This is a genomic window from Betaproteobacteria bacterium, from assembly GCA_016713305.1.
Taxonomy (GTDB): Bacteria; Pseudomonadota; Gammaproteobacteria; order Burkholderiales.
The window spans coordinates 299,976-325,107 of record JADJPK010000031.1 but is presented as its reverse complement, the minus strand read 5'-3'; the positions used below and the strand labels follow the sequence as shown (position 1 = coordinate 325,107).

The 25,132-nt window shown below is 65.2% G+C and carries 21 protein-coding genes and 2 pseudogenes; 15 read left to right on the top strand and 8 right to left on the bottom strand.

The window, feature by feature from the left end; translation table 11 throughout:
* Positions 1 to 9: 9 nt before the first annotated feature.
* On the bottom strand, positions 10 to 900 hold the full coding sequence (locus IPK20_23040) for a hypothetical protein (protein ID MBK8019262.1): 891 nt from the start codon (positions 898 to 900) through the stop codon (positions 10 to 12).
* A gap of 121 nt (positions 901 to 1,021) precedes the next feature.
* On the opposite strand from IPK20_23040, the gene IPK20_23035 reads away from it, so the two are divergent.
* The 3 genes and pseudogenes from IPK20_23035 to IPK20_23025 all read left to right on the top strand — a co-directional run bounded on the left by IPK20_23035 (position 1,022) and on the right by IPK20_23025 (position 6,559).
* Positions 1,022 to 1,426, top strand: coding sequence for a hypothetical protein (locus tag IPK20_23035; GenBank protein ID MBK8019261.1), 405 nt, complete (start codon positions 1,022 to 1,024; stop codon positions 1,424 to 1,426).
* A gap of 128 nt (positions 1,427 to 1,554) precedes the next feature.
* Positions 1,555 to 5,435: pseudogene (gene hrpA, locus IPK20_23030) on the top strand (ATP-dependent RNA helicase HrpA).
* 239 nt (positions 5,436 to 5,674) lie between these two features.
* Positions 5,675 to 6,559 carry a PEP-CTERM sorting domain-containing protein gene (locus tag IPK20_23025; protein MBK8019260.1) on the top strand — a complete coding sequence of 295 codons (885 nt, stop codon included), beginning with the start codon at positions 5,675 to 5,677 and terminating at the stop codon, positions 6,557 to 6,559.
* Here IPK20_23025 and IPK20_23020 read toward each other — a convergent pair.
* Positions 6,507 to 8,414 (bottom strand): TonB-dependent receptor, encoded by a 1,908-nt coding sequence (locus IPK20_23020; GenBank protein ID MBK8019259.1) that lies wholly within the window; start codon positions 8,412 to 8,414, stop codon positions 6,507 to 6,509. The genes IPK20_23025 and IPK20_23020 overlap by 53 nt on opposite strands.
* A gap of 381 nt (positions 8,415 to 8,795) precedes the next feature.
* Here IPK20_23020 and IPK20_23015 point away from each other — a divergent pair, with 381 nt between their 5' ends.
* The 8 genes and pseudogenes from IPK20_23015 to IPK20_22980 all read left to right on the top strand — a co-directional run bounded on the left by IPK20_23015 (position 8,796) and on the right by IPK20_22980 (position 18,361).
* Complete coding sequence (locus IPK20_23015) at positions 8,796 to 9,569, top strand: PEP-CTERM sorting domain-containing protein (GenBank protein MBK8019258.1); 774 nt, start codon at positions 8,796 to 8,798, stop codon at positions 9,567 to 9,569.
* A 203-nt stretch (positions 9,570 to 9,772) separates the two neighbouring features.
* The gene (locus IPK20_23010) at positions 9,773 to 10,201 is read left to right on the top strand and encodes a CBS domain-containing protein (GenBank protein ID MBK8019257.1); all 429 of its coding nucleotides are present in this window, start codon (positions 9,773 to 9,775) and stop codon (positions 10,199 to 10,201) included.
* 92 nt (positions 10,202 to 10,293) lie between these two features.
* On the top strand, positions 10,294 to 10,653 hold the full coding sequence (locus IPK20_23005; GenBank protein MBK8019256.1) for a carboxymuconolactone decarboxylase family protein: 360 nt from the start codon (positions 10,294 to 10,296) through the stop codon (positions 10,651 to 10,653).
* Between the two features lie 144 nt (positions 10,654 to 10,797).
* Complete coding sequence (bamE, locus tag IPK20_23000) at positions 10,798 to 11,175, top strand: outer membrane protein assembly factor BamE (protein MBK8019255.1); 378 nt, start codon at positions 10,798 to 10,800, stop codon at positions 11,173 to 11,175.
* A gap of 858 nt (positions 11,176 to 12,033) precedes the next feature.
* Positions 12,034 to 12,132, top strand: a pseudogene (locus tag IPK20_22995) (PEP-CTERM sorting domain-containing protein).
* A gap of 156 nt (positions 12,133 to 12,288) precedes the next feature.
* Positions 12,289 to 14,163, top strand: coding sequence for an efflux RND transporter periplasmic adaptor subunit (locus IPK20_22990; protein ID MBK8019254.1), 1,875 nt, complete (start codon positions 12,289 to 12,291; stop codon positions 14,161 to 14,163).
* A gap of 73 nt (positions 14,164 to 14,236) precedes the next feature.
* Positions 14,237 to 16,384 (top strand): PqqD family peptide modification chaperone, encoded by a 2,148-nt coding sequence (locus tag IPK20_22985; GenBank protein MBK8019253.1) that lies wholly within the window; start codon positions 14,237 to 14,239, stop codon positions 16,382 to 16,384.
* Between the two features lie 108 nt (positions 16,385 to 16,492).
* Positions 16,493 to 18,361: a preprotein translocase subunit SecA gene (locus IPK20_22980; protein MBK8019252.1), complete on the top strand. Its 1,869-nt coding sequence runs from the start codon at positions 16,493 to 16,495 to the stop codon at positions 18,359 to 18,361.
* On the opposite strand, the gene IPK20_22975 is transcribed toward IPK20_22980, so the two are convergent.
* The 5 genes from IPK20_22975 to gcvA all read right to left on the bottom strand — a co-directional run bounded on the left by IPK20_22975 (position 18,362) and on the right by gcvA (position 20,893).
* Complete coding sequence (locus tag IPK20_22975; protein MBK8019251.1) at positions 18,362 to 18,808, bottom strand: GNAT family N-acetyltransferase; 447 nt, start codon at positions 18,806 to 18,808, stop codon at positions 18,362 to 18,364.
* Between the two features lie 31 nt (positions 18,809 to 18,839).
* A complete protein-coding gene (locus IPK20_22970; GenBank protein ID MBK8019250.1) occupies positions 18,840 to 19,178 on the bottom strand; it encodes a YnfA family protein in 339 nt (112 codons plus the stop codon).
* 61 nt (positions 19,179 to 19,239) lie between these two features.
* Positions 19,240 to 19,419, bottom strand: coding sequence for a hypothetical protein (locus IPK20_22965; protein MBK8019249.1), 180 nt, complete (start codon positions 19,417 to 19,419; stop codon positions 19,240 to 19,242).
* Between the two features lie 67 nt (positions 19,420 to 19,486).
* A complete protein-coding gene (locus tag IPK20_22960; protein ID MBK8019248.1) occupies positions 19,487 to 19,756 on the bottom strand; it encodes a hypothetical protein in 270 nt (89 codons plus the stop codon).
* 180 nt (positions 19,757 to 19,936) lie between these two features.
* On the bottom strand, positions 19,937 to 20,893 hold the full coding sequence (gene gcvA, locus IPK20_22955; protein ID MBK8019247.1) for a transcriptional regulator GcvA: 957 nt from the start codon (positions 20,891 to 20,893) through the stop codon (positions 19,937 to 19,939).
* A 142-nt stretch (positions 20,894 to 21,035) separates the two neighbouring features.
* Here gcvA and IPK20_22950 point away from each other — a divergent pair, with 142 nt between their 5' ends.
* Positions 21,036 to 21,401, top strand: a complete 366-nt coding sequence (locus IPK20_22950) for a DUF2917 domain-containing protein (GenBank protein MBK8019246.1) — start codon at positions 21,036 to 21,038, stop codon at positions 21,399 to 21,401.
* A 68-nt stretch (positions 21,402 to 21,469) separates the two neighbouring features.
* Here the strand turns inward: IPK20_22950 and IPK20_22945 are convergent, their stop codons facing one another.
* Positions 21,470 to 21,970: a GFA family protein gene (locus IPK20_22945; GenBank protein ID MBK8019245.1), complete on the bottom strand. Its 501-nt coding sequence runs from the start codon at positions 21,968 to 21,970 to the stop codon at positions 21,470 to 21,472.
* A gap of 345 nt (positions 21,971 to 22,315) precedes the next feature.
* On the opposite strand from IPK20_22945, the gene IPK20_22940 reads away from it, so the two are divergent.
* From IPK20_22940 to coxB, 3 genes are all read left to right on the top strand, one after another.
* Complete coding sequence (locus IPK20_22940) at positions 22,316 to 23,062, top strand: helix-turn-helix domain-containing protein (protein MBK8019244.1); 747 nt, start codon at positions 22,316 to 22,318, stop codon at positions 23,060 to 23,062.
* A gap of 386 nt (positions 23,063 to 23,448) precedes the next feature.
* Positions 23,449 to 23,922 carry a DUF2244 domain-containing protein gene (locus IPK20_22935; protein MBK8019243.1) on the top strand — a complete coding sequence of 158 codons (474 nt, stop codon included), beginning with the start codon at positions 23,449 to 23,451 and terminating at the stop codon, positions 23,920 to 23,922.
* Between the two features lie 22 nt (positions 23,923 to 23,944).
* A complete protein-coding gene (gene coxB / locus IPK20_22930) occupies positions 23,945 to 25,108 on the top strand; it encodes a cytochrome c oxidase subunit II (GenBank protein MBK8019242.1) in 1,164 nt (387 codons plus the stop codon).
* The last annotated feature ends 24 nt before the right edge of the window (positions 25,109 to 25,132 follow it).

The following is a 25,132-nucleotide window of genomic DNA, read 5'->3' as shown; positions in this document are numbered from 1 at the left end:
AGAGGCCGTTCAGCCATCTTCCGTGTCTCCGCCCACGCCGCCACCGTGGCAGTGCCACAGATGCATGACGGCGCGGGCCCGAAAGGGGCGCCAGCGTTCGGCCTGCTCCAGAAGTTCTCGCCGGGACACCGTACCCAGTGCCTTCCTGACGCCGTAGTCGCCATCGGGAAAGGCGTCGTGCCATCGCAGCGCCCGCATGGCGAGGTAATGGGCCGTCCACGGGCCTATGCCGGGGATGCGCAGGAGTTCGGCCACCTCCCTTTCCGGGTCGGGCACCGGTTCGAGCAGGATGCGACCCTCCTTCAGGGCGCGGGCGAGTTCGACAATGGCGGTCGCTCTTGCGCGAATGACCCCCTGCTCGGCGATGGCGGAAGGCTCCAGATCGCTCATGCGCCGGGCGTCGGGAAACGTGCAGCGAAGTACTCCGTCCCCCGTGCTCAGCGGATCGCCGAACGTCTGAGCCAGCCGCCCGGCCAGGGTCGTCGCCGCTCGTACCGTGATCTGCTGTCCGAGGATCGCACGCACCGCCATTTCGAAGCCGTCGAAGGCTCCAGGCAGCCGGAGGCCCGGACGGTTCGTGGCAAGCGGGCCGAGGCAGGCGAGAATCGGGGCCGGATCCGTGTCCGCGTCGAACAGGCGGCTCAGGCGTCCGCGCAGTTCCCCGGCGGCCGGTTCGAGGCCGGGCGTCGTGACGACCACGAGGTGTCCCGCCTCCGGGTCGTCGGTGACATCGATGCACCCGCTCACCTCCAAACCGTCCGTGTGCAGACGCACCGACCGGCGGTACCGGTTTGCCGACACCTGTTCCACACCGTCGATCGCCCGCCGGCCGAGGAACGCCAGCAACGCGGGGAAGTCATACGGGTGTCGATAGGGAACGTGGAATGCCGGTGCGGTCATGGGCGCAGGGACGGGTTGCAAAGGGCAAGGGTGAGCGATGCCGGGAGCACGATAGACCGTGTTCCGCCTGTTGCATACGGACGTACCGAAGGTCGACGGGACGAACGATGGAGCCACAGTCATGTTGAACGAAGTGGGGGCGGTGCGGCAGGAGGCAGGCGAACCGCGGCGCCGGTGGTTCACCGACGAGGAACACGATCTGATTGTCTGGCTGGCGGAAGACGACTCGCCCCGGTCCTTCCAGTTCTGCTACGGAAAGGGCGCGGTGGAACGTGCGCTCACATGGAAGCCCGAGACCGGCTTCGCGCACCAGCGTGTCGACGACGGCGAGCGGATGGGGTGGCAGAAGAGCACCCCCGTGCTGGAAGAACGGGAGCCGTGGGATCCGGATGGCGTGACCCAGACCTTTCTCGCCGTGGCAGCCGACCTCCCCATGGATATTTCCGGATTCGTCATGGAGCGACTGGTCGCCGCCACAGGCAATGGACACCGGAGAAAGGCGCCGTCGGGACGCAGGCGCCGCTGAGCAGCGGGACCGCTACAATGCGGCTCCCGCTTCGAGAGCGTTTCTCCCTCCCTCCGTTGTCCGTCAATCAGAGTACAAGGCCGTCCGTCCCCGCGTTGCAGGCGCGCTTTGCGCGGCTCGATCGCTGCATGCTGGCAGACCGGTCGCGTATCGGCGGCAGGCTCGCACGCCTGCGCGATCGTGGCGCGCCACCCTCCGCGGAAGAGCTGGCGGAGATCGATGCCGCCATCGAGGCTTCCAGCGCACGTCTGCTATCTCGGCGATCCCGGCTGCCGCCGGTTTCGTATCCGGAAGAACTGCCGGTCAGCGAACGCCGGGACGACATCGCACGTGCGCTGCGCGAGCACCAGGTCACGATCGTCTGCGGTGAGACGGGCTCGGGAAGACGACGCAGCTTCCCAAACTGTGCCTCGAACTCGGACGCGGAATCGCAGGAGCGATCGGGCACACCCAGCCGCGGCGGATCGCCGCCCGCACCGTGGCGGGACGCATCGCGCAGGAACTGAATTCGCCGTTGGGCGACATCGTCGGCTACAAGGTCCGTTTCAATGAGGTGACGGGCGGAGAGCCGCTGGTGAAGCTCATGACCGACGGCATTCTTCTGGCGGAGACCGTCACTGACCGCAGCCTTCGCGCCTACGACACGATCATCGTCGACGAGGCGCACGAGCGCAGTCTCAACATCGATTTCCTGCTGGGCTATCTGCGCCAGCTGCTGCCCAGGCGGCCCGACCTCAAGCTGATCATCACTTCGGCCACCATAGACGCGACGCGCTTCTCGCGGTATTTTCTGGATGCGCCGATTGTCGAAGTGTCCGGCCGGCTCTATCCGGTGGAAGTCCGGTATCACCCCTTGCCGGAGGACGACGAGGGGGAGGCGCCGGATCTGTCCGAGGTCATCGGAGATGCGCTCGACGCCCTGTACAGGACCGAGGGGCCGGGCGATGCGCTGGTGTTCCTGCCGGGCGAGCGCGAGATCCGCGAGACGGCCGAGTACCTCCGCAAGCATCCGGTGGGCAAGGCCCGGATCGGCGACGCGGGCGTGGACATCCTGCCACTCTTTGCCCGCCTGTCCGCGGCGGAACAGGACCAGGTCTTCAAGCCGGACCGGGGGCACCGGGTGGTCCTCGCCACCAACGTGGCGGAAACGTCTCTTACCGTGCCGCGCATCCGCTACGTCGTCGATCCCGGGCTCGCGCGTGTCAACCGCTACAGCTACCGCAACAAGGTCGAGATGTTGCAGGTGGAGCCGATTTCGCGCGCGTCGGCAAATCAGCGTGCCGGCCGTTGCGGGCGGGTGAGCAGCGGTGTGTGCGTGCGGCTGTATTCGCGCGAGGATTTCGACGCGAGGCCCGAGTTCACGGACCCCGAGATCCTGCGGTCCTCGCTCGCGTCCGTGATCCTGCGGATGAAGGCTCTGAAGCTGGGAGAGCCGGAGCAGTTTCCGTTCGTCGAGCCGCCGCTGCCGAAGATGATCGCGGATGGTTACCAGCTGCTCACGGAACTGGGTGCCGTGGACGAACGCCGCAGTCTCACGCAGGTGGGGGCGCAGCTCGCGAAGCTTCCGATCGATCCGCGCATCGCGCGAATGATCGTGGAGGGAAAGCGGCAAGGGTGTCTGCGTGAGGTGCTCGTCATCGCCGCGGCCCTGTCGGTTCAGGACCCGCGCGACCGCCCGCTGGACAAGCAGGATGCCGCAGATTACGCGCACGCGAAGTTCGTGGACGAGCGCTCCGACTTTCTCGGCTACCTCAGGATCTGGGATTTCTACGACGAACTGCTCAAGCACAAGAAGTCCACGCGCAAGCTGCAGGCGGATTGCCGCGAGCAGTTCCTCTCCTGGCTGCGGTTGCGCGAGTGGCGTGACCTGCATGGCCAGCTCCACGCGCTGGTCTCCGAGATGGGCTGGCGGGAAAACGACAAACCTGCGGGATATCCGGAAGTCCACAAGGCTCTGTTGTCCGGTCTGCTGGGCAACATCGGTCTCAAGGGCGAGGAGGGCGGCGAGTATCTCGGTGCCCGGGGCATCAAGTTCCACATCTTTCCCGGCTCGGCGCTGCGCCGGAAGCAGCCGCGTTGGGTCATGGCGGCGGAACTCACCGAAACGACGCGGCTGTTCGCACGCTGTGTCGCCTCCATCGAGCCGGACTGGATCGAGCAGCTCGCTCCCCACATCGCCCGCAAGCACTACTTCGACCCCCATTGGGAGAAGACCTCCGCCCAGGTGGTTGCGTACGAGCGCGTCACCGTCTACGGCCTCACGGTCGTCCCGAAGCGGCGCGTGAGCTACGGACCGGTCGATCCGGTGGAGTCCCGGCGCATCTTCATCCGCAGCGCGCTGGTGGACGGCGACGTGAATCTCGACGCACCGTTCCTGCGCGCCAACCGCGCCATGGTCCGTGACGTGGAAGCTCTGGAGCACAAGTCGCGACGGCACGATGTTCTGGTGGATCCGGAGGTCATGGCTGCGTTCTACGACGGCGTGGTTCCGGCGGGCGTCCACAATCTGGGTGCGTTCGAACGCTGGCGCCGGGATGCCGAGAAGGCGAATCCGAGAGTGCTGTTCATGGCGCGCGAGCAGCTCATGCGGCATGCGGCCCAGGACATCACCATCGAGCGTTTTCCCGACGTGCTGGAAATGGGGGGTGTGAAGTACTCGCTCAAGTACCGGTTCGAACCCGGGCATCCGCTCGACGGGGTGACCCTGGTGGTGCCGCTGCACCTCCTCAACCAGGTGGACGAACGCCGCTGCGAGTGGCTGGTTCCGGGTCTGCTCCGGGACAAGATCACTCATCTGCTGAAAGGATTGCCGAAAGGCTTGCGCAAGCATCTGGTCCCGGTGCCCCAGGTCGTCACGGAGGTCATGAGCGTGCTCGAACCGGACGACACGCCGCTGTGCGAGGCGCTGGGCATGGCCATCAAGGCCGCGGACGGGCGTCGAGGTGCCGAGGACGCGTGGGACGAGACGGACATTCCGCCACATCTGCGCATGAACTACCGGGTCCTGGATGACAAGGGGCACGAGATGGCGGCCGGGCGGGAACTGCCCGAGCTGCGGCTGCAACTGGGTGTCAAGGCTCGCCGCCAGTTCACGGAGAACGCCCGCGGCTCCTTCGAACGGACGGGCGTGACGCGCTGGGACTTCGGCGAACTGCCCGAGCAGGTGGAGTTCACCCGTGCGGGCCAGACCCTCGTGGGCCACCCCGCCATCGTGGACGAGGGCAAGAGCGTATCGCTCGTGCTGCTGGACACCGAGGCCGAAGCGGAGGCGGCCACGAGAAAGGGGCTTCGCCGGCTTTTCCACCTGAGCGCCGTGGAGCAGGTTCGCTACGTGTCCCGCAACCTCGCAGGTCTGCAGGAGATGGCGCTCAAGTACGCGCTGGTCAACGAACTGGAGGGCAAGGTCCAGGACAAGGCCTCCACCATGGACAAGCTGCAGGAGGAACTCGTGGGCGCCATCTGCGATCGCGCGTTCTTCGTGGAGAACGAGCCGATCCGGAATGCGCAGCAGTTCGAGGCGCGGCTGGTGAAGGCCCGCGCACGGCTCGCCGAGGTCTCGCAGGAGGTGTGCCGGCTGGTTGCGGACATCCTCGGGAAGTTGCACGCGATCCGCCCCCGGCTGAACCAGCAGGGGGCGCAGGCGTGGACCCGATTGATGAACGACATCAGGACGCAGTTGAAGGCGTTGTTTCCTGCTCGTTTCATAGAGACCGTGCCGTTCGTGCGACTCAAGCACTATCCGCGCTACCTCGAAGCGATCATCCTGCGGCTCGACCGGTTCGCGTCCAACCCCACGCGCGACGCCCAATGGCAGGAAGTCATTGCCCAGTGGACCCGGCAATGGAATCAGCGGCTGGATGCCGACCGTGCCCGTGGCGTGCGCAATCCCCGCCTGGAGGAGTTCCGCTGGATGCTGGAGGAGTTGCGTGTTTCCCTGTGGGCGCAGCAGTTGAAGACCCCGTATCCGGTGTCGTTCAAGCGGCTCGAGAAGGCCTGGGGAGAGATCTGACGGCTTTGCAGGGCCACCCCGGTCCCGCGTCGATCCATGGTATTCCCCGCAGGTGGCGGGAGTCCTTCAGGCTCGTCGGACTTGCCCTGATCAGCAACTGCATTGCACGAGAATCGGGAATGCAGTAACGTCCCGGTGGCAGGGATGCGCCGGCCCGAAGTGCGGGATCTCGCCCGTCGTGGCGATGGGTAGTGAACCAGGTCGTGCGTCGCCAGAACGGATGCGAGGAGATCAGAGCCATGAATCAATTGCTGCGCGCGGCTGTCGCCGCCGGAGTGATGACGTTGTTCGGCGAGACGGGTTTCGCCCAGCACCTGGATGTCAAGCTGTCCACCAGCAGTGGGCCCGTGGCAGGCAGCAAGCTGGTCCTGGATGTCTACGGAGACCTTAACTGGTACGTCAATCAGGCGGGCGGTCTTCCCGTCGATCACGATACCGGCCTGTTGATTTTCCCTGCCAATTTCAACGACTTCGACGGCGGACCCTATTCCACCGACAACCCCGGCTTCCAGACGTTCGCCGGCCAGTTCCTTCCCCACGAGGAACTGCACTTCAGAGCCCTCGAACACCTGTGGTATCTGCCGGTCGGCGGGACTCAATGGCAATCGGCGCCATCCGGTGGGGGGATCCGCCTCTATGGTTCCATCCCGGATGACGTCGCTTTCGACTATTCGTACTATGGGGTGCGAGAAGCCGAGTATCTCCACTATGCGGGCGGAACCCTGTTTTCCGGCGACGGCATCACGGGGCCTGTCACGGCGCCGATTACGGCCGCATCCGACCTGGGGGGAATGCACTATCACCTCGACTGGGACCTGGAAGGCGCGGCCCAGGCTGCCAAGGGAACGTACCTGCTCAAGATGAGTCTGTTCTCGTCCGCCCAGGTGGGCGGATCAGACAAGTACATGCCTTCCGATCCCTTCTACATCATCTTCCGCAACGACGTCACCGACGGCCAGTTTGCCAATGCGCTCAAGACGATGACGGTGCCGGCACCTGTCCCGGAACCGTCGACCTGGGCACTCTTTGCGGGCGGGATAGGACTGGCAACGCTGTTCGGCCGGCGCCGGCTCAGAACGTCGCCCTCAGACCGACTTCCAGACGGCGTCCGGCCTCCGGCGTGAAGCTTCTGAGGAACGACGTGGAGTTGCGTATCTCCGCGTCCAGCAGGTTTCGCGCGTGCGCGAAGACGGTCATCTCCACGCCTCCGACCGGCGCCATCGTCCTGTCGATGGTGAGGTTCAACAGGTCGTAGGCGGCGGAAGGGCTCTCGTTCACGCCCGGATTGCTCTGGGCCATCGAGTGCGACCAGCGAAGTCTCGACACCCATCCGCTGTCGGCATAGTGAGCCCATTCGGCCCCGAATCGTCGGGGCGGAAGTCTGGGAACGTCGCCGCTCCCCGCTGCAGTGAACCGGCCTCGAACCGCATCGGTGAAGAAAGTCACTTCCATGGCGCCGAATCGCGTGTCCCCCAGGCGGGCGAGCCACTCGGCTTCGTAGCCGTTGAAGACGGCATCCTGCTGGTCGTACTGGAACACCGGAAGGCACCGCTCGGGCCGGATGCAGCGGGCAATGAGCCGTCTGCGGTCCAGGTCGTAGAAGACCCCCCGGCTGCGCTGATAGATATAGCCTCCTGCCTCGTACCGGAAGGCGTTGAGCCGCAGCCGGCCGGAAGTCCATTCGTGCACGTAACCCAGATCCAGCCGTTCCATGGACTCGATACCGAGACTGCGGTTACCGATGTCGTACGTACGCGTCGCGAGGTGAGGCCCAAGGGAGTACAACTCCTGGACGTCGGGCGCACGCTCGGGATGTGACACCGTCCCTGTGAGTCTGCTCTTCCCGGAGAACTTGAGCGACAGCGAGACCGACCACGTGGTGGGGCGGTAGCTCGTCTGAGGAAACGTGAACACGCTGGCTCCGCGGACGATGGGATCCGGCACGATGTCCTGGTTTTCGCTGCGCCAGGCTCCTTCCAGGACCAGCCAACGATTCTCGAACTTCTCGTTGACGTAGATCGCGTTGGAATCTACCAGAGCCCGGGGCAGGAACGCCTCCTGGCCGAGGGCGGAAACGTCCCGATTCGTCATGTGCAGGCCGATGGTTCCGTTCACCGAGGCAGACGCGGCATGGTCGCCCTCCAGCCTGTACTCGGTGACGTGATTGCGGAATGTCGTCACTGGCCGGCCGTTGTCGAGTTCGTCGTGACGGTAGTTGACTCGCCCCGCCCGGATTCGCAGCTTCTCCAGCGCGCGCTTGCCCACCGTGAGTTCTCCCTTGAGATCGGCACGTGTCTGCTGCATGTCGATCCGGACGTTCTGCCCTTCGATGAGAGTCGGGTCGAGGAGGACCGTTGTCTCCTGCGAGTGGGCTCCGGGAGGTACGCCGTAGTTGTTCTCCATGGAGCCGATGGAGGCGCCGAGGTTGAGCTTCTCTCCCACCCAGCTGAGGCCCAGGCCGCCGCCGTGGGTGCGCAAGTCCGTGCCAGGCACCCCCTGCGAGGTGTTCCGCCGGGTCGGTACACCGAATTGCCGCAGCACGGCGCCCTCGTCGATGGCGATTCCCGGAATGCCCAGGTTGCCCCTTTCCCGGTGGAACACGTCGGTGTGCAGGATCAGCGGACCCATGCCCGCTCGAACCTTGGCGGCGCCGGCGCGCTCGTGACCGTTCGTGCCATAGCGGGTTTCGACCTGCCCTTCGACGGGGCGGGACAACCGGCGCATCAGGATGCGGCCATCGCTGACCTCGATCGCGCCACCGATTGCACCGCTGCCATAACGGACGGCCTCCGGGCCCCGGAGTACCCGTATCTCCTCGGCCAGCATCGGTTCGACAGTGACCGCGTGGTCCGGACTCAAGCTGGATGCGTCGTGAGTTCCGATGCCGTCGATGGCGATCTTGACTCTTGCCCCGGACATGCCGCGAATGACCGGAATGCCCACGCCCGGTCCGAACGAGGCGCTGTGGGTTCCCGCCATTTGCGAGACGGTCTCCCCAGCGTGTTCGCCGCGTTGCGCCGAAGGTCCTCGCCCGTCAGCACATCCACGGGCTTGGCTTCACGGTCGCCGGCCGGGGCTCCTGACCCCGAACCACAACCTCCGGGGCGGTGACAGGCGTCTGAGCTGGCGATTCCGCCGATGCAACGACTGCAAAGGCAATCAGGATCCCCGCGACGGGGCGAAAGCGACCAAGCATCTGAAAGTCCCGCGGGGGTAATGGCAGGCGCGCCACGATGTCCGCCGTGGAATGCGCAGGGGCCTGGAATTCGTCGTTGACGACTCACATGGAGCCACATAAGATGCAACAACATAGCAAGAACAGCCGTACAGCACAAACGATATCGATGTACGAGTGTTGATATGGCAGATGATCTGGCGGGAGAGCGTATGAATACCATCGCAAGGAGACTGAAAATGATGAAGGAAATGATTGGCCTGCTGAGTGCGGCAGCCCTGGTCCTGGTGTCGGGCGGTGCTGCCGCGCAGCATCTGCACGAAGGCGACATCGAGATGTCCATCGCCGGCGGCAAGCTGACCGTCGCAGGCAATCACGAGTCGGAGTACGGGACGGGTCGGCAGATTTTCGAGGGGTCGCTCGAGACTCTCCTCTCGGGGCCGCGATATCGCACCACGGATCCCGGTTTCGACTCCGAGCCGGGAACATTCGCACCCGCGGATATCCTCTATTTCCGGGGCTGGGGCAGCCTCGCCTTCTGGGATGGCGATTCCTGGGAATCGAGCGTGCCCAATGGCGAGACGATAGTGATCCGGGATTCCTTGGACGAAGAACTGGTGGTCGGCACCGCGGGACTGAGCCCGAGCCCGGACTTCACCGGCGCCATCTCGGATGGCGGCCCGACCGGGCAGATCCATCAGCACCTGGCGTTCACGCTGCAGCGTGCGGTGTCCGGGCTGCCTGCGCCGGCCGTTGGAGCGTACCGCGTCGGTTTGCAGTTGTTCGCCGAAGGCTACACGGACTCCGACGAGTTCTACCTCGTGCTCAACCGCGGGCTGGATGAGGAAGCATTCGAGGCCTCCGTCATGGCCATGGCCGTGCCGGAGCCGGAGACCTATGCACTGATGGCCGCCGGACTCGCTCTTGTCACTGTAGTCGCCAGGCGCAGCAAGCGCTGAGCATTTCAGGGCTCCGCCGATCCTGTAGGACGGCGGAGTCCCACCTGTCCCCTCTGTTCGGCGGATTCTCCGCGCTGGTTGTCCTTGCCGCTCCCCGTCCCTGCCGCCGGACTTTCGGGCGGGTTGCGTGCTCCCTGTTTCATTTGCGTCGCATTTGCCCCTAAACTGGTCTCGCGGCTCCAACCAAGAACAGGGAGGGCTCCATGAAGACCGTTGCGCAGGTTCTGGAGGGCAAGCGTTCGAGCGTGATTTCAGTCGCACCCGACGCCACCGTTTTCGTTGCACTGCAACTCATGGCGGAGAAGGAGGTCGGTGCGGTCGTGGTGCTCGACGGAGGACGGCTGGTGGGCATCCTTTCCGAGCGAGACTACGCGCGCAAGATCATCCTTCTGGGCAAGGCATCGAAGGACACCCCCGTCAAAGACATCATGACGCACCGCGTCATCTGTGTCCGGCCCTCCAGCACCATCGAGGAATGCATGGCGGTCATGACGGACAAGCGGGTCCGCCATCTTCCCGTGCTCTCGGACAAGCACGTGATCGGCGTCATCTCCATCGGCGACGTCGTCAAGGAAACCATCGCGGAACAGAAGTTCATCATCGAGCAGCTCGAGCATTACATCATGGGCTGACTGCCGGTGCGGTGCGCAACGGTTGATGTCGATCAACCGGGTATGGCCACGCATCCCTAGCATGGGGCGCTTCAGTCGCGAGGAGGTGCTTCATGTCGAAGTCGTATGTGGCGATCACGGAATCGATCAATCAAGGAATCGTCGAGTTGCGCAAGGCAATGCCGGATGCCATGGCAGGTTTCTCTGCGATGGCGAAGGGGGCATTGAAGCCGGGTGCGTTGAGTGAACTGGAGAAGGAACTCATCGCGCTGGCGATCGGTGTTGCCGGACACTGTGATGGCTGCATCGGATTTCACGCCAAGGCACTGGTGCGGCTACGGGCGACCCGCGAGCAGGTGATGGAAGCGCTCGGCGTGGCCGTCTACATGGGCGGCGGGCCCTCACTGATGTACGCTGCGGAGGCCGTTCAAGCCTTCGACGAGTTCGTGGCCAGGTCGTTGCCGGCGAACTGACGGGGCGGAATCCCCCGGGAACGCCACGATGGCGCGGCGGATCCGGGCGAGGCTGTCCGCCGGAAAGAGGAGAGGCATCCGCCAACTTTCCCGACGCCGTCCGGTCGAAACTGCGGTTCTTTCTTCTTCCGACGGAGGTTCACGATGCCCGGATTGACTCGATCGACGCGCAGACTTGCAGTGCTCGCGGCCACGGGTGTGATCTTCCTGGCCGGTTGCGCTGCAACGGCCAAGGTGGGACGCAATTTCGAGTTCGGGGACTTCGCTTCACGGGCAAGGCAGGGCGAGACCACGAAGGAGCAGGTCAAGGAGATGCTCGGCAGCCCTTCTGCCCAGGGAATGGTGCTGGAGGCGGACGGGACCAAGAACGACCAGTGGACCTACTACTACGGGTCGGCACGCCTGCCGTCCGGTTCTGAAAGCCAGTTCAAGCTGCTTCAGGTCAAGTTCGATCCGTCCGGGAAACTCTTGTCTTACACCTGGTCGGGAGAAGCGGCTTCTCAGGCGACCGAAAAGGAATAAACTTCCCGTTGTAGTAGTTTTTTCGGCGTGACTCTTGCATTGCTTTCCACAGGGGGCCCCGGCCACCCCGACGCACCAGAACCGACAGGGACCTGAACCATGAAAACACTCGCCGCAGCGGGGTTGAGCCTCGCAATCGTCCTGGCCCTCCCGGACGTTTCCCATGCTGTAGTTTCGATCCCGCCCTCCAGCGGCACCCTCTCGGCGGCCCTGGCGGATCTGGATGGCGATCTGATCGATGACACCACCGGTTCTTCTTCCATCGACGACTTCAATTGGACGAACGGCACGTCGATGGTGCAGGCGGCCATTCCCGACGCGCTGTCGTCGCAAGCGATGACGACCATGGGCGTGAACCGTGCGGAAGCAATCGCGAGTCTCCCCGGCTCGCCTGCCGGGCAGGCCAATGCGCTGTCACTGTGGTTCGACAAGTTCACGGTGACAGGGGGCAGTGGAAGCGGTTCCGCCCGCGTGAGCGCGAGCGTGACGGCGACGATTCAGGACGATTTCAAGGCGCGAGGACTTTATTACCTGCTCAAGCTGACGCCCGAGCAGTTGATGGACATGCAGTCGCGGAGCCCCGAGTCCCTCGCTACCGACTACTTCACCAGTGGCATCCCCTCCTCGATGATCGTGATCTCCGCTCGCAGGACCGAATCCAACGGGCCCGTGAACGTGAACGCGACCCTCAAGGGGACGCTGTCCTTCGAATACGACCAGCCGTTCTACCTTGCGAGCATGCTCATGGTCGAGGCACAGGAAATGGGGGCGATTTCCGCGATCAACTCGGTCCATTTCGGCCTTTCGTTGGTCGATCCTCTGGCTTCCTACGACAGTGACTCGAATACCGTCTACGCGGCCTCTGTTCCGGAGCCCGAAACGTATGCTTTGATCCTCGCCGGACTTGGAGTGGTGGCGGTGGGAGCGAGACGCCAGCGGAGAACGCGGCTCGAGTGAACCGAACGGCCGCCGGACCTTTCGGGCGCTCGTCGAACGGGAATCCGCCGATCATCTGAGGATCCTCAGACGGGTTGGGCGAAGGGACTCTGAATAGAATCGGGCAGACCGATCGATCTTCAGGTCGGCACATAACGAAGAGCGAGGAGGTCCGCGATGAGCGCCCCGACTGCCGGAAATCCTGACAATCGTCCCCACCTTCAGGTAGCCGACCCGGTCCGGCTGAAAGCTGCGGCCGAAGAAGATGCCTGGAGCCGGTTTTCGGCAGCCACGAGTGTAGAAGCCTTCTGTCACGGCTGGCTGGCGGTGACCTGCACCCGGACAGGGGCGGTCGACGGAATCCTGGTACTTGCCAGTCCGGACGGCCGCGGTTTCGTGCCCGCTGCAGCGTGGCCCGAGACGAAGCGGGACCGCGCCAAGCTGGCGGAAGCGATCGAACACGCCCTGGAGAAGCGCGCCCTCGTGGCGGTCACGGTGGGGGAGAAGGATGCCCGTCTCCACGTTGCCCAGCCGATCGAACTCGAGGGCGAACTGCTCGGCGCCGTTGCCGTCGATGTCGAGCCCCGGGCCGAGCGCGAACTGAAGTCCCTTGCCCGCGACCTGTCCTGGGGGGCTGGCTGGCTGGAGGCCCTGCTGCGCCGCAGCCTGAACGCCCGCGAATCCGAAACCTCGGTCCGCCTGCGCAAGGTCTTCGACCTCTTCAGTGCCTCGCTCGAACACCACGGTTTCGTTCCCGCGGCCACGGCCACGGTGACCGAGCTGGCGACCCTGCTCGATTGCGATCGCGTCGCGCTCGCGGTGACGGACGGCAAGCGTCTTCGCGTCAAGGCACTGTCCCACACCGTCAACTTCGAGAAGAACGCCGAACTCACCCGTGCCATCGAAGCGGCCATGGAGGAGGCGGTCGACCAGAAGACCACGCTCGTCTGGCCCGGCGCGCCCGAGGGCGACGGTCACGTACGCAAGGAACACGATCAGCTTGCTCAGTCCCAGGGCTCCGCGGGTGTGCTGACGGTACCGCTCAACCGTCTCGGAGATCCGGTGGGAGCGCTCTGCCTGGAGCGCGATCGGCCATTCGACGCCGACAGCGTGGAACTCGTGGACGGTCTGGCGGCTCTCCTCGGTCCTCTGGTTTCGGTGCAGCGGGCCGCCGAACGCGGGCCGTTCGGACGCATGTGGGATTCCGCAAAGGACTTGTGGAGCCGGTTCTTCGGCCCGGGGCACCTCGTCTGGAAGCTCGCGGGGGTCATCACGGCACTGGTCGTCCTGTTCTTCACGTTCATGACGGCCACCTACCGCGTCGCGGCCAACACCAAGATCGAAGGCGCCGTGCAGCGTGCTCTCGCTGCGCCTTTCGAAGGCTACGTCCGGGAGGCGTTCGTCCGCCCCGGTGACGTCGTCAAGCAGGGAGCGATGGTCGCCCGGCTGGACGATCGCGATCTCCAGCTCGAACGCCTCAAGAACGTCAGCCGGCGCGAGCAACTCGTGAAGCAATACAGGGAAGCGCTGGCGAACCACGACCGTGCGCAGATCCGCGTCATCGGCTCCCAGATCGACCAGGCGGAGGCCGAGTTGCAGGTGGTCCAGGAAAAGCTGGCGCGCACGGAGATCAAGGCTCCCTTCGATGGGGTGATCGTGAGCGGCGACCTCTCCCAGCAACTCGGGGCTCCGGTCCAGCGGGGCCAGGTGCTCTTCGAAGTGGCGCCCCTGGAGGACTACCGGGTCGTCCTGAAGGTGGACGAGCGCGACGTGCGCGATCTGACGGTCGGACAGAAGGGCGAACTGGTGCTGTCCTCCATGCCGTCGCAGAAGCTGCCCATTCATGTGGCGCGCATCACGCCGGTCAGCACGGCCGAGGATGGCAAGAACTATTTCCGGGTGGAAGCCAAGCTGGAGCAGGGCGTCGAGCGCTTGCGTCCAGGCATGGAAGGCGTCGGCAAGGTGCAGGTGGGAGAGCGCAAGCTCATCTGGATCTGGACACGCTACCTGGTCGACTGGCTGCGCATCCAACTCTGGTGGCTGCTGCCGTGACGGTGGGCCGAATGGGCCTGCAGGCTGAGGGCCGGGACGGGAATGGGCCCGCCGATCGTGCGGCGATCGCGCGATGAGCGGTGATCTTCACAGCCCGTCGTGGTACCGCGTCGCGGGCCTCAGGCCGCGGCTCAAGAGCCATGCGGAAGTCCACCGGCACCACTACCGGGGACATCTCTGGTACGTGCTCCAGGACCGCGCCTCGCGCAGGATGTACCGGTTCAATCCGTCTGCGTGGCAGGTGATCGGACTGCTCGACGGCGAGCGCACCGTCCAGGACGCATGGGATCTCGCCTGTCACCGGCTCGGTGACGATGCACCGACGCAGGACGAGACGATCCGCCTGCTGGGCCAGCTCCACGGGGCGGATCTGCTGCAGAGCGAGATCGCTCCGGACGTCGACGAACTGCTTCGCCGCTACACCAAGCAGGAAAAGGGAAAGTGGTGGCGCAATCTCCGCAATCCGATGTCGGTCAAACTGCCGCTCATCGATCCCGATCGCTTCCTCCAGCGAACGTACCCTTACTACAGCTGGATCTTTTCGGTCTGGGGCCTGCTTCTCTGGCTCGCTCTGATCGGCGCTGCTTCGGTCGCGGCCGCTTCCCATTGGCGGGAACTCACCGAGAATGTGGCGGACCGCATTCTCGCCCCCGGCAACCTGCTGGGAATGCTGCTGATCTTTCCCTTCGTGAAGATCATCCACGAGTTCGGCCACGCTTGCTCCGTGCGCGCGCGGGGAGGCGAAGTCCACGAGATGGGCGTGATGTTCCTCGTGTTCCTGCCGATTCCCTACGTCGACGCCTCGGCGTCGTCGGCGTTCCGCAGCAAGTGGCATCGCTTCCTCGTGGGCGGAGCCGGCATGATGGCCGAACTGGCGCTGGCGTCGCTCGCCATGTTCCTGTGGCTCGCCGTCGAACCGGGAATCGTTCGAGCCATCTGTTTCAACGTGATGCTGATCGCAGGCATTTCCACCGTCCTGTTCAACGGTAATCCGCTCCTGCGTTACGACGGGTACTACATGTTCGCGGACCTGATCGAGATTCCCAATCTCGGACCGCGCGGCAATCGCTTTCTCGGCTATCTGGTGCAGCGCTACGGGTTCGGTGCACGCGAGATGCAGGCCCCCGAGGCCACGCCTGGCGAGAAGCGCTGGTTCGTCTTCTACAGCATCACGTCCTTCGTCTACCGTCAGTTCATCACGTTCGCCATCGTTCTCTTCGTCGCGACGCAATACTTCGTGATCGGAGTGATCCTCGCCATCTGGGCTGCCATCAGCTCGATCCTTTTCCCGCTGGGCAAGGGCCTGGCCCACGTCGCGAATGGCCGCAATCTGCGCCGGCGCCGCAACCGTGCCCTGGCCGTCACCGGGAGCGCCGTGGTCGCGCTGCTCCTTCTTCTGTTCGCGCTGCCGTTTCCGGTGTGGACACGCACGGAAGGCGTTCTGTGGGTGCCTGAGCAGTCGGTCGTGCGTGCGGGGGCGGACGGATTCGTGCTGAAGGTCGAAGCGTCTCCCGGTGCGCAGGTCGGCAACGGCGTCACGCTGTTCCGTCTGGAGGATCCTCTGCTGGAACCGCAGGAACGGATCCTGGTGGCGCGCCTGACCGAACTCGATTCGCAGCTTCGCAACATGCAGGTCCAGGACCGCGTCCAGGCCCAGATCGTCAAGGAAGAGATCTCGTACACGGAAAAGGAGCTTGCGCGGGTGCGGGAGCGGCTGTCCGCGCTGACCGTGACCGCTCCTTCGGCGGGTCGATTCGTCGTGCCCGAGCCGGCGGACATGCCGGCGAGATTCGGGCGCAAGGGAGAACAGCTGGGCTTCGTCGCGCCCAGGGATCGCAGGCTCGTACGGGTGGTCGTCGAGCAGGACGACGTGGATCTGGTCCGTTCACATACGAACGCCATCAAGGTGCGCCTGGCGGAGAAGGTCCCGGAGGTGCTGCCGGCAAGCGTGCTCCGGGAAGTGCCTGCGGCGTCGGGAGAGCTGCCAAGTCTGGCGCTCTCCGAGAGGGGCGGTGGCAGGATCGCGCTGGATCCGCGGCAGACCGAACGTCCGACGGCGCTCAACCCGGTCTTCCACTTCGAGCTCAACATGCCGCCCAGCCAGGACGAACTGCACATCGGAGGCCGGGTGCACGTGCTGTTCGAGCACGATGCAGAGCCGCTTGGCAACCAGGCGTGGCGCGGCCTCCGGCGGTTGTTCCTGCGCCGGTTCACTGTCTGATCGATCGTGGCGCACGCCGCATCCGCCGACATCCTGGGCTATGGTTTCTATCCCGAGCGGATAGAGAAGCGCGAGAACTGGCTGGAGCGCACACTGCGGCACCCGGTCATGTGGATCGGGCGGGATATCGATCACGGCAGCCGGCGGTTCAAGATGCTGGTGCGCGACGTAGAAGCGTTCGCCAGGGAATACGACACGCTGGATCTCGACGGCGTGGGCAGGGCTGCGGCGGCATTGCGGCCATTGCTGAAGCGCGACGGATTCACCGATGCCCTGGTCGCGCGGGCCTTCGCGCTGATCCGCGCGACCGCGCAGCTTACGCTCGGCAAGCGGCACTACGACGTGCAGCTGGCCGGAGGCTGGGTGCTCCTCAGCGGCCGGGTTGCCGAAATGGAGACGGGCGAGGGCAAGACGCTCACGGCTACCCTGGCCGCTGCCACGGCGGCACTCGCGGGCATGCCGGTCCACGTGGTCACCGTGAACGACTACCTCGCGCAACGCGACGCGGAAGAGATGGGCGTCCTGTACAAGGCGCTCGGGCTCAGCGTCGGTTGCGTCACGCACCATGTCTCGCCGCACGAGCGGCGCCCGCAGTACGACTGCGACATCGTGTATTGCACCAACAAGGACCTCACCTTCGACTACCTGCGTGACCGCCTGAAGTTGAAGGGCCGGCCCCGCCCCTTGCGCCATGCCGTGCACAAGGTGACCGGTTCGGGGGGGGACTCGGGCCTCAATCTCCGCGGCCTGCACTTCGCCATCGTCGACGAGGTGGACAGCGTGTTGGTGGATGAAGCGCGCACGCCGCTCATCCTGTCGGCGGAAACGGACGACAGTGCCATCGAACGGATCTATCGCGAGGCGCTCTCGCTCGCGAGCCAGCTCGAAGAGGGCCGGGACTTCGTCATCGAGCATCAGCGCACGCACATCCGCATCACCGACGATGGCAAGCGCAGACTGGGCGAACTCGCGGCGGGCATGCGAGGCATGTGGACGGGGCCCAACAGGCGCGAGGAATTCGTGCGTCAGGGATTGAGCGCCCTGCATCTGTTCCAGCGGGATCAGCAGTATCTCGTCGTCGATGGCAAGGTCCAGATCGTCGACGAGTTCACCGGCCGGGTGATGCCGGACCGCTCGTGGGAGCGGGGCCTGCATCAGATGATCGAGGTGAAGGAGGGCTGCGAGATCACCGGCCAGCGCGAAACGCTTGCGCGGATTTCCTATCAGCGTTTCTTCCGCCGCTACGTGCGCCTGTCGGGCATGACAGGGACGGCGAAGGAGATCTCCGGCGAGTTGTGGTCCGTGTATCGCCTCAAGGTCATGCGTGTGCCCACCCGCCGCCCGGTGCAGCGGAAGATCGGGCAGATCCAGATCTTCGAGACGGCGGAGCGGAAGTGGGCGGCAGTGCTCGAATCCATCCAGCGGGAACACGCGAAGCGGCGGCCGGTGCTCGTCGGCACCCGTTCCGTGGCTGCGTCGGAGACCTTGTCCGCGCTGCTTGCCGATGCGGGGCTCGACCATCGTCTGCTCAACGCCCGCCAGGACAAGGAGGAAGCGGACATCGTCGCACTCGCCGGCGAGCCGGGCAGGATCACCGTGGCCACGAACATGGCGGGCCGTGGCACGGACATCAAGCTCACGCCCGAATCGCTGGAATCGGGCGGCCTGCACGTCATCGTGACCGAGCTGTCGGAGGCCGGCCGGGTCGACCGGCAATTGTTCGGTCGCTGCGGACGGCAGGGCGACCCTGGTTCCTGCGAACTGTTCGCGAGCTACGAGGATGAGATCATCACCCGTTACGCGAAGCTCGCGCCGGGCATTGCCGGAAAGGCGCCGGGCAAGGATCTCACCGGGCCTGCGCTGTTCCGCTTCGCGCAGCGGCGCGCAGAGCGCATCCACGCGATGATGCGGCAGGAAGTCCTGGAGATGGACGACTACCTGGGGGACATGCTCGCCTTCGCAGGCCGGGCCGAGTGATCACTCCAGGGTGAGCCGCATCGGGATCATTTCCGAATGGGCGAAACCTCGACGGCCGTAGAAGCGTTGCGCCGCCTCGTTCGTGGCGTCGGTCAGCAGCGTGATCCGCTTGCAGCCGTGCGATGCCGCATACCCGATGGCGTGATCCAGAAGCTGCGAGCCGACGCCGCGTCCGCGCGCCTCCGGACTGACGACCATGTCCTCGAGCAATGCCACGCGTGCGCCAAGCGCGGTCGATACCGTGTACAGAAGGTTTACCATGGCGACCACCCTGCCGTCCTGCCGCGCCACCAGAATCGCACCCGTGTGAGGGTTGCGCAGGATCTGCGATACGCCCCGGATCTGCGCTTCGCGATCGGGCTGGAACTCCGCTTCCTGAGTGAAGAGGACCTCCAGCAGTTCGCACAACGCCGGAATGTCTTCTTCGACGGCTACCATGATGTCCATGTCGTTGCTCCGGGGTGTCCGCGAACGCTCCTCAGGCCGAGGAACGCGGCGCGAACATGATGATGGCCATGCCCAGCACGCTGACCGACGCACCGAGCACATCCCACGCAGTGAGCGCGACCCGGTCCACCAGCCAGAGCCACGCAAGCGCGACAGCCACGTACACCCCGCCATAGGCCGCGTAGACGCGGCCCGCCGCGGTGGGGTGCAGCGACAGCAGCCATACGAACAGGATGAGGCTGGCGGCCGCAGGAAGCAGCAGCCACGCCGGTCCACGTTTCGTCAGCCACAGATACGGCAGATAGCAGCCGGTGATTTCCGCCAGCGCGGTCGCGACGAACAGGCCGAAGACTTTCAGCTGCGGCAGCATCGCCGATTCGTGCGGAGGGGGCAGGGGGCCGGAACCGCTCCGGGTCTTCTGGCCTCGATTTTCATTCCTCGGTCGGTTCCTTCGCGAGCGCGATCTTGTCGCGCCGGCGCTGCGCCGCGCGGGTCTTGCCGTGCACGCCGCTTCCGCGGGGGCCGACGGAAGTGGCGAGTGCGGCTGCGACGGGATTTCTCGGTTTCACCGCTGTCTGCATCACCCGCTTCATGTGTCTTGCCTTTCTCATCGACAGATGCCCTGCCTCCCGATTGCCATCTTGCCAATGGCCGCAGCGTCCCCGCCGGCCTTGTCCATCAGCGGGCCCCCGACCGCATCGCGAGCTCACGGAGCGCTTCGCGAGCGGCTTCGTCCGCCACTTCCCCCATCAGAAGAGCCTCGATCCGTTGACGGAATGCGGCCGAGGCAAGGCCGGTGCCGGCCGATACCAGACCCGAAAGCAGCTCGTCGATCGACCGCCAGTCGGCATCGGTCATGCCGGCGCGTCGCCGGGCAGGCTGCCGGGCCCACGCATCCGCGTCGCCGGCGAAGGCGGCGTAGGTCCGGATTTTCTCAGCGGTGATCAATGTCGCAGGATTCCCTCGGCGTCCCGGCAGGAGCGGCGGCGAGACCGGGGCAGGATAACTCACCCGTCCGCCTGCGGGCGCGCGCCCCGGAACGAATCCGGTGGACGCCCTGGGCGCGGTGCGGGGGCCTTCGCGATGCGCACGGATCGATCGCCCCTCGGCGGGCCGGACCGTGCCGCCTCATGGGGAGGCCGCGTCGCCGGACGCGCAAGCAGCCGCAGCGCGGCGCTCCGGCTCGGCCGCTTCCATCAGCCAGGCGACGAACGCCTGCACATGGGGCTGCGAACGCGTGGCCGACGACTGCAGCATGTAGTAGGTGCGCGAAGACACGACGTCCCGGTGAAACGGAACCCGCAGTCGGCCGTCGGCCAGAAGCGTGTGAACGAGCGGATGGCGGCCCAGCGCGATCCCCTGGCCCCCTACAGCCGCCTGGATCAGCTGGTCGTAGTGGCTGAAGTGCAGGCGCGCGGCGTCCGCGGGCAGGTCTCCCAGACCGAGCGCATGGAACCAGACTTCCCAGTCGAGCCACGCCGCCCGCGTGTCGTCCATGGAGAGCAGAGTGTGATGGCGCAGATCCGCTGGTTCGCGCAGCGGCCGCGATGAATCCGCGATCAGGGACGGCGCGCACACCGGAAAGATCACTTCTCCGAACAATTGCGGAAGCCCGCGCGCGTTGTCCACAGGGCCGTAGCGGATCGCCACGTCCACGCCGGAGCGTTCGATGTCCAGCAACTCGTTGGCGGCGGAGATTCTCACGTCGATGCCCGGATTGCCGCGTGTGAATCCGGTCAGCCGAGGGATCAGCCAGAGGGCAGCGAAACCGGGCGTTGTCGTCACCGTGACCGTGCGCACGCTCGAGCTGCCGCGCACTCTGCGAGCGGTCTCGTGCAGTTGCTGCAGCACCGTCTGCACGACGCGGTACAGGGCAGTCCCCTGCTCGGTAAGGCGCAGCGCCCGAGTGCGCCGCTCGAACAGACGCGCATTGAGGTCGGACTCCAGTGCCTGGATCTGCCGGCTGACTGCCGATTGGCTGAGGAACAATTCCTCTCCGGCGCGGGTGAACGACAGATGCCGGGCTGCGGCCTCGAAGGCGAGCAGCTGATCCAGCGGCGGGACTTCATAGCGCCGGCTACGCATGCGATAAATGCATGAGACGGATGCAGACAATCCGTTTGTTTCGACCCATCCATCCTCCGATACTGCAACGCATCAGGCGCTGGCAAACGACCAGCACTTGCGGTTTATGCCATGCCTGCCACTCATGCATCAAGGAGGCGCCATGAAAGTTCAGCGACAGCTCGATCAGCACTTCCGCATACGGCAGAACCATGCCGTGGCGTTGGATGAGCCCGGCGAACTTGCCGTCGACGTCCTGCGGGGCCACGTCTGGATCACCCAGGCGGGCGATGCCAGCGATGTCGTGCTCGGACCCGGAGAGCGCACTCGCCTGAGCGGCGATGGTCTGGCGGTCATCCAGTCGCTCGAAGGGACGGCCACGCTCCACGTGAAGGACGTGCGGACGCCGGCATCCCGGTGGGGCAACGCATGGCAACACTCCTTCGACTGGGTCCGTCGGCACTGGTCCGCGATGGCGGGCTCGCAAGAACGCCATGCCGCGCGTACGGATCGTCTTCTCCACCTTTGACACCGCAGGAGGAGAGACTTCGGGCCGACGGCGCGGCCCGGGGTCTCGCGGGGCGACAGCCATCTGCCTCAGCCTCCAGCCGCTCGACCCAGAAGCGCCCGTCGTCGAGCGAGGCTCGCGGCCGGCCACATCTCCTCGCGATCGTAGTACCGGAACACCGCCGGTGTGTCCTGCGGCAGCACCACCCAAGGTTGCTTCGATTCGGTATGGATGTGGATGTCGGGTGCCAGCGCGTCGGGCTCGTCCAGCGTTCCGATGCGCACGAAACGGACGAGCGGTCCCGCCCCCGCGTAGTGGCTCCAGACCGCCACGTGGCACCGAGGGCAGCGGAATATCTTCTGCCCCCTGCCGCTCGCCGACGGGGTGTCCACGAGTTCCGGACTGCCGCTCGCGATGGTCACCCGGTCGGACTCGATCAGCGCGTTGAGCGCATACGAAGTTCCGGTTTCCCTCTGGCACCAGCGGCAGTGGCAGCAATGGACGAACAGCGGTTCGGTCTCCATCCGGTAACGGACCAGCCGGCAGGTGCATCCGCCTTCGAGCGGAAAGGACCAGGGTCGGGTGAGCATGGGATCGCCTCGATGACAGGGGCCGGGGCGTTGGCGATCGCCCTGCCCGCAAGGAGGAGAATACGGCCACCCTCCGGGAAAGGCACTTTCGGAAAACTGCTGGTGAGCGCGAGCCTGTGACGGGTACCATACCGTCCGATTCATGTGCCACGTCGTCGATACCTCAGCCCTTCCGCCCGATCACCGCATCGAACACTGGCAGCGCATGATGCTCCAGTTCTTCTGCGCGGAGCTCCGGGTCTTCCCCCATGCCGGCCACGATTTCCAGGCCGTCGCCCGGACGCATTCCTTCGGCGCGATCCGGCTCATGCAGTTCGAGGGGAGGCGTTCACCCTCTCCTGCGCCATGACCGGGGACGGCCCCGAACTCGTCGCACTGGTGCCTGTTTCGGGCCGGTGCATCGTGCGCAGCGGCGGTGAACCCGTCGGTCTCGAGCCGGGCAGCCTGGGGGTGCTGGACACTGGCAAGGCAGTGGATCTGGAGTTTCCCGGCACCTTCAGACTCGTGGCGGTGGGCGTTCCGGGCCATCGACTGCCTGCGTTCCAGCGCCGCCGCAGCGCGGGAGACGTCGTCCGGATGGATGCGACAGCCGAGTCGCCCGCACTGTTCGTCGCCTTCGTGACCGCGCTGGCCCGGTTTCACGAATCGCTGGATACGCGCGAGAACATCAAGACGACGGATACCGTGGTCGAACTGCTCAACGGTTCACTGCGGCGACATTTCGGTTCGCGCGTGACCTCCAAACGGGACCAGCATCATCGCGACCGGATCGAAAAACTGGTCGAGAAGGAGTTGCGCAACCCCGCGCTCGACATCGCCTTCATTTCCCGGAGCGTCGGTCTGTCGGCTCGGCACGTGCACCGCCTGTTCTCCGAGGACACGGTGTCCCTGACCCAGTGGATCCTGGAACAGAGGCTCGACAGCTGTTTCCAGGAACTGTCCCAGGACGCGGCCAGCACGCGCACCATCGGCGAGATCGCCTATTCCTGGGGATTCAACGATCAGGCGCATTTCAGCCGCACCTTCCGCAAGCGCTTCGGCACCACCCCCAGCGCATTGCGCGCGGGCCGCTCCGCGTCCGATCCGTCCTAGGAGGCACGCGGTGTCATGGACACCGGCCCCTCCCTGGAGCGCGACTGCACTTTTCCCCAGCCGTCACGGGGTGGTCTGGCGTATTTCGACAAAAACGAGTCACGAATAGACAAGCACGTGAAGGCGCCTGCCACTACCTTACCGACCCACAGGGAAGGGGACGCCAAGCCGTATCGGCGAGCCCCGTCAGAAACGCAGTAAACGTCGGGAGTCAAAAGGAAGTCGCGGCACATCAGCCATTTGTTGGCGATGGGTACGCGGCTGACCAAGGTGGTTCCGTCCGGTTGCAAGCGGCGGGCTCGATACCCCATGGGTGCGCGCCCGCGTGCTGTTGCTGTCGGGCTTCGGCTGTGAACGGCCGGGCAGCGGAATCGCCGAATCGCACCATGGATTCAGCGCAAACGTCCGAATTCTGCTTTACCGCCTATCGCCGGGATGCCTATGCCCGGGACGCCGGGCGCCGTATCGGTCACGTTTGTGCCATCGCCTCCCCCGCCCTCGTGGCTGTCGTGTTCGCATGGATCGGCGCATGGCCCGTTGTCGTCTTCGCGGGTGCCGTCTCCCTTTCCTTCGTCTGGCTGCTGGCCTGCATCCACGTGCAGGACGGTGATTTCGAGCGGGTCCTCGTTCAGGGCGACCGCCTGATCATCGAAACGTGCACGGCAGGACGCCTGTTCAGCACGGAGTTCAACCGTTACTGGGCCAGGTTGGTCGTCAGTGGCGAAGGCCGTCGGAACGCTCCCCGCCTGTGGGTGCGTTCGCACGGCAAACAGATCGAAATCGGCTGGCTCGCCTCTGCGGATCGAAAGGCTGCGCTCGCGCAGCATCTGCAGTCGTGGGTCGGCACTGCGTATCACTGAGGTGCACATCATGGGAGGAGGAATGAATCGATTGCGTCGGCCCGCCACGGCAGGCTTCGCCGCGTTGGCTGCGTGTCTGTCCGCACAGGCGTTTGGAGGGTGGACATTGCCCGAGGCGGTCACGCCCGTCGCGGAAGACACCGCGCACGTGCACAACCTCTTCATGCTGATCGCCTCGACGCTGTTCTTCGTGGTGCTGGCCCTGGTGCTCTACTCGGTGTTCACGCATCGGAAGAGCAAGGGTTACAAGGCGGCCACGTTCACCGGCCCCAAGGGCGGCAAGCAGGTGTTCTTCACCCTGGCGCCGTTCGCGGGCCTGCTCTTCATCGACTACGTGATCTTCGGCATTCCGGCCTACCACGCGGTGCTGGCCTACGAGGACACCAAGACGAACGCCGACATGGTCGTCAAGGTCACGGGCAGCCAGTGGAAGTGGCAATACGAGTATCCGGCGGACAACGTCAAGTTCGTGAGCGTCCTCACGACCCCGCAGGAGCAGATCCACAATCAGCAGCCCAAGGGCGAGAACTACCTGCTCGAAGTCGACAACGCCGTCGTTCTTCCCGTTGGCAAGAAGATCCGCTTCATCACCACGTCCACGGACGTGATCCACAGCTGGTGGGTGCCCGCGTTCGGCGTGAAGCGCGACGCCATTCCGGGCTTCCTGCGGGAGTTCTGGGCGACCATCGAGAAGCCCGGCATCTACCGGGGCCAGTGTGCGGAACTGTGCGGCAAGGATCACGGCTTCATGCCCGTGGTCGTGAAGGCCGTGCCCGAAGAAGAGTTCCGCAAGTGGATCGACGAGCAGAAGGCCGTCCAGGTCGCTGCTGCGGAATCCGCCGGCAAGGAATGGACGAAGGACGAACTGATGGCTCACGGCAAGGAGGTCTACGAGAAGACCTGCGCCGCCTGCCACAAGCCGGACGGATCGGGCATGCCGCCCGCGTTCCCTGCGCTGGCCGGCAGCAAGATCGCCACCGGTCCGTACGTCGACAGCGACGGCCACCTCGTCAAGGACGGTCATCTGGATCGCGTGCTGAACGGCAAGACCGGCACCGCCATGCAGGCCTTCCGCGAAACCCTGAGCGACGCCGATATCGCGTCGGTCGTGACATACGAGCGCAATTCCTTCGGCAACAAGACTGGCGATGCCGTCCAGCCCGCCGTCGTGAAGAAGATGCGCTGACACAGGTACGGATCCAGGACAGGA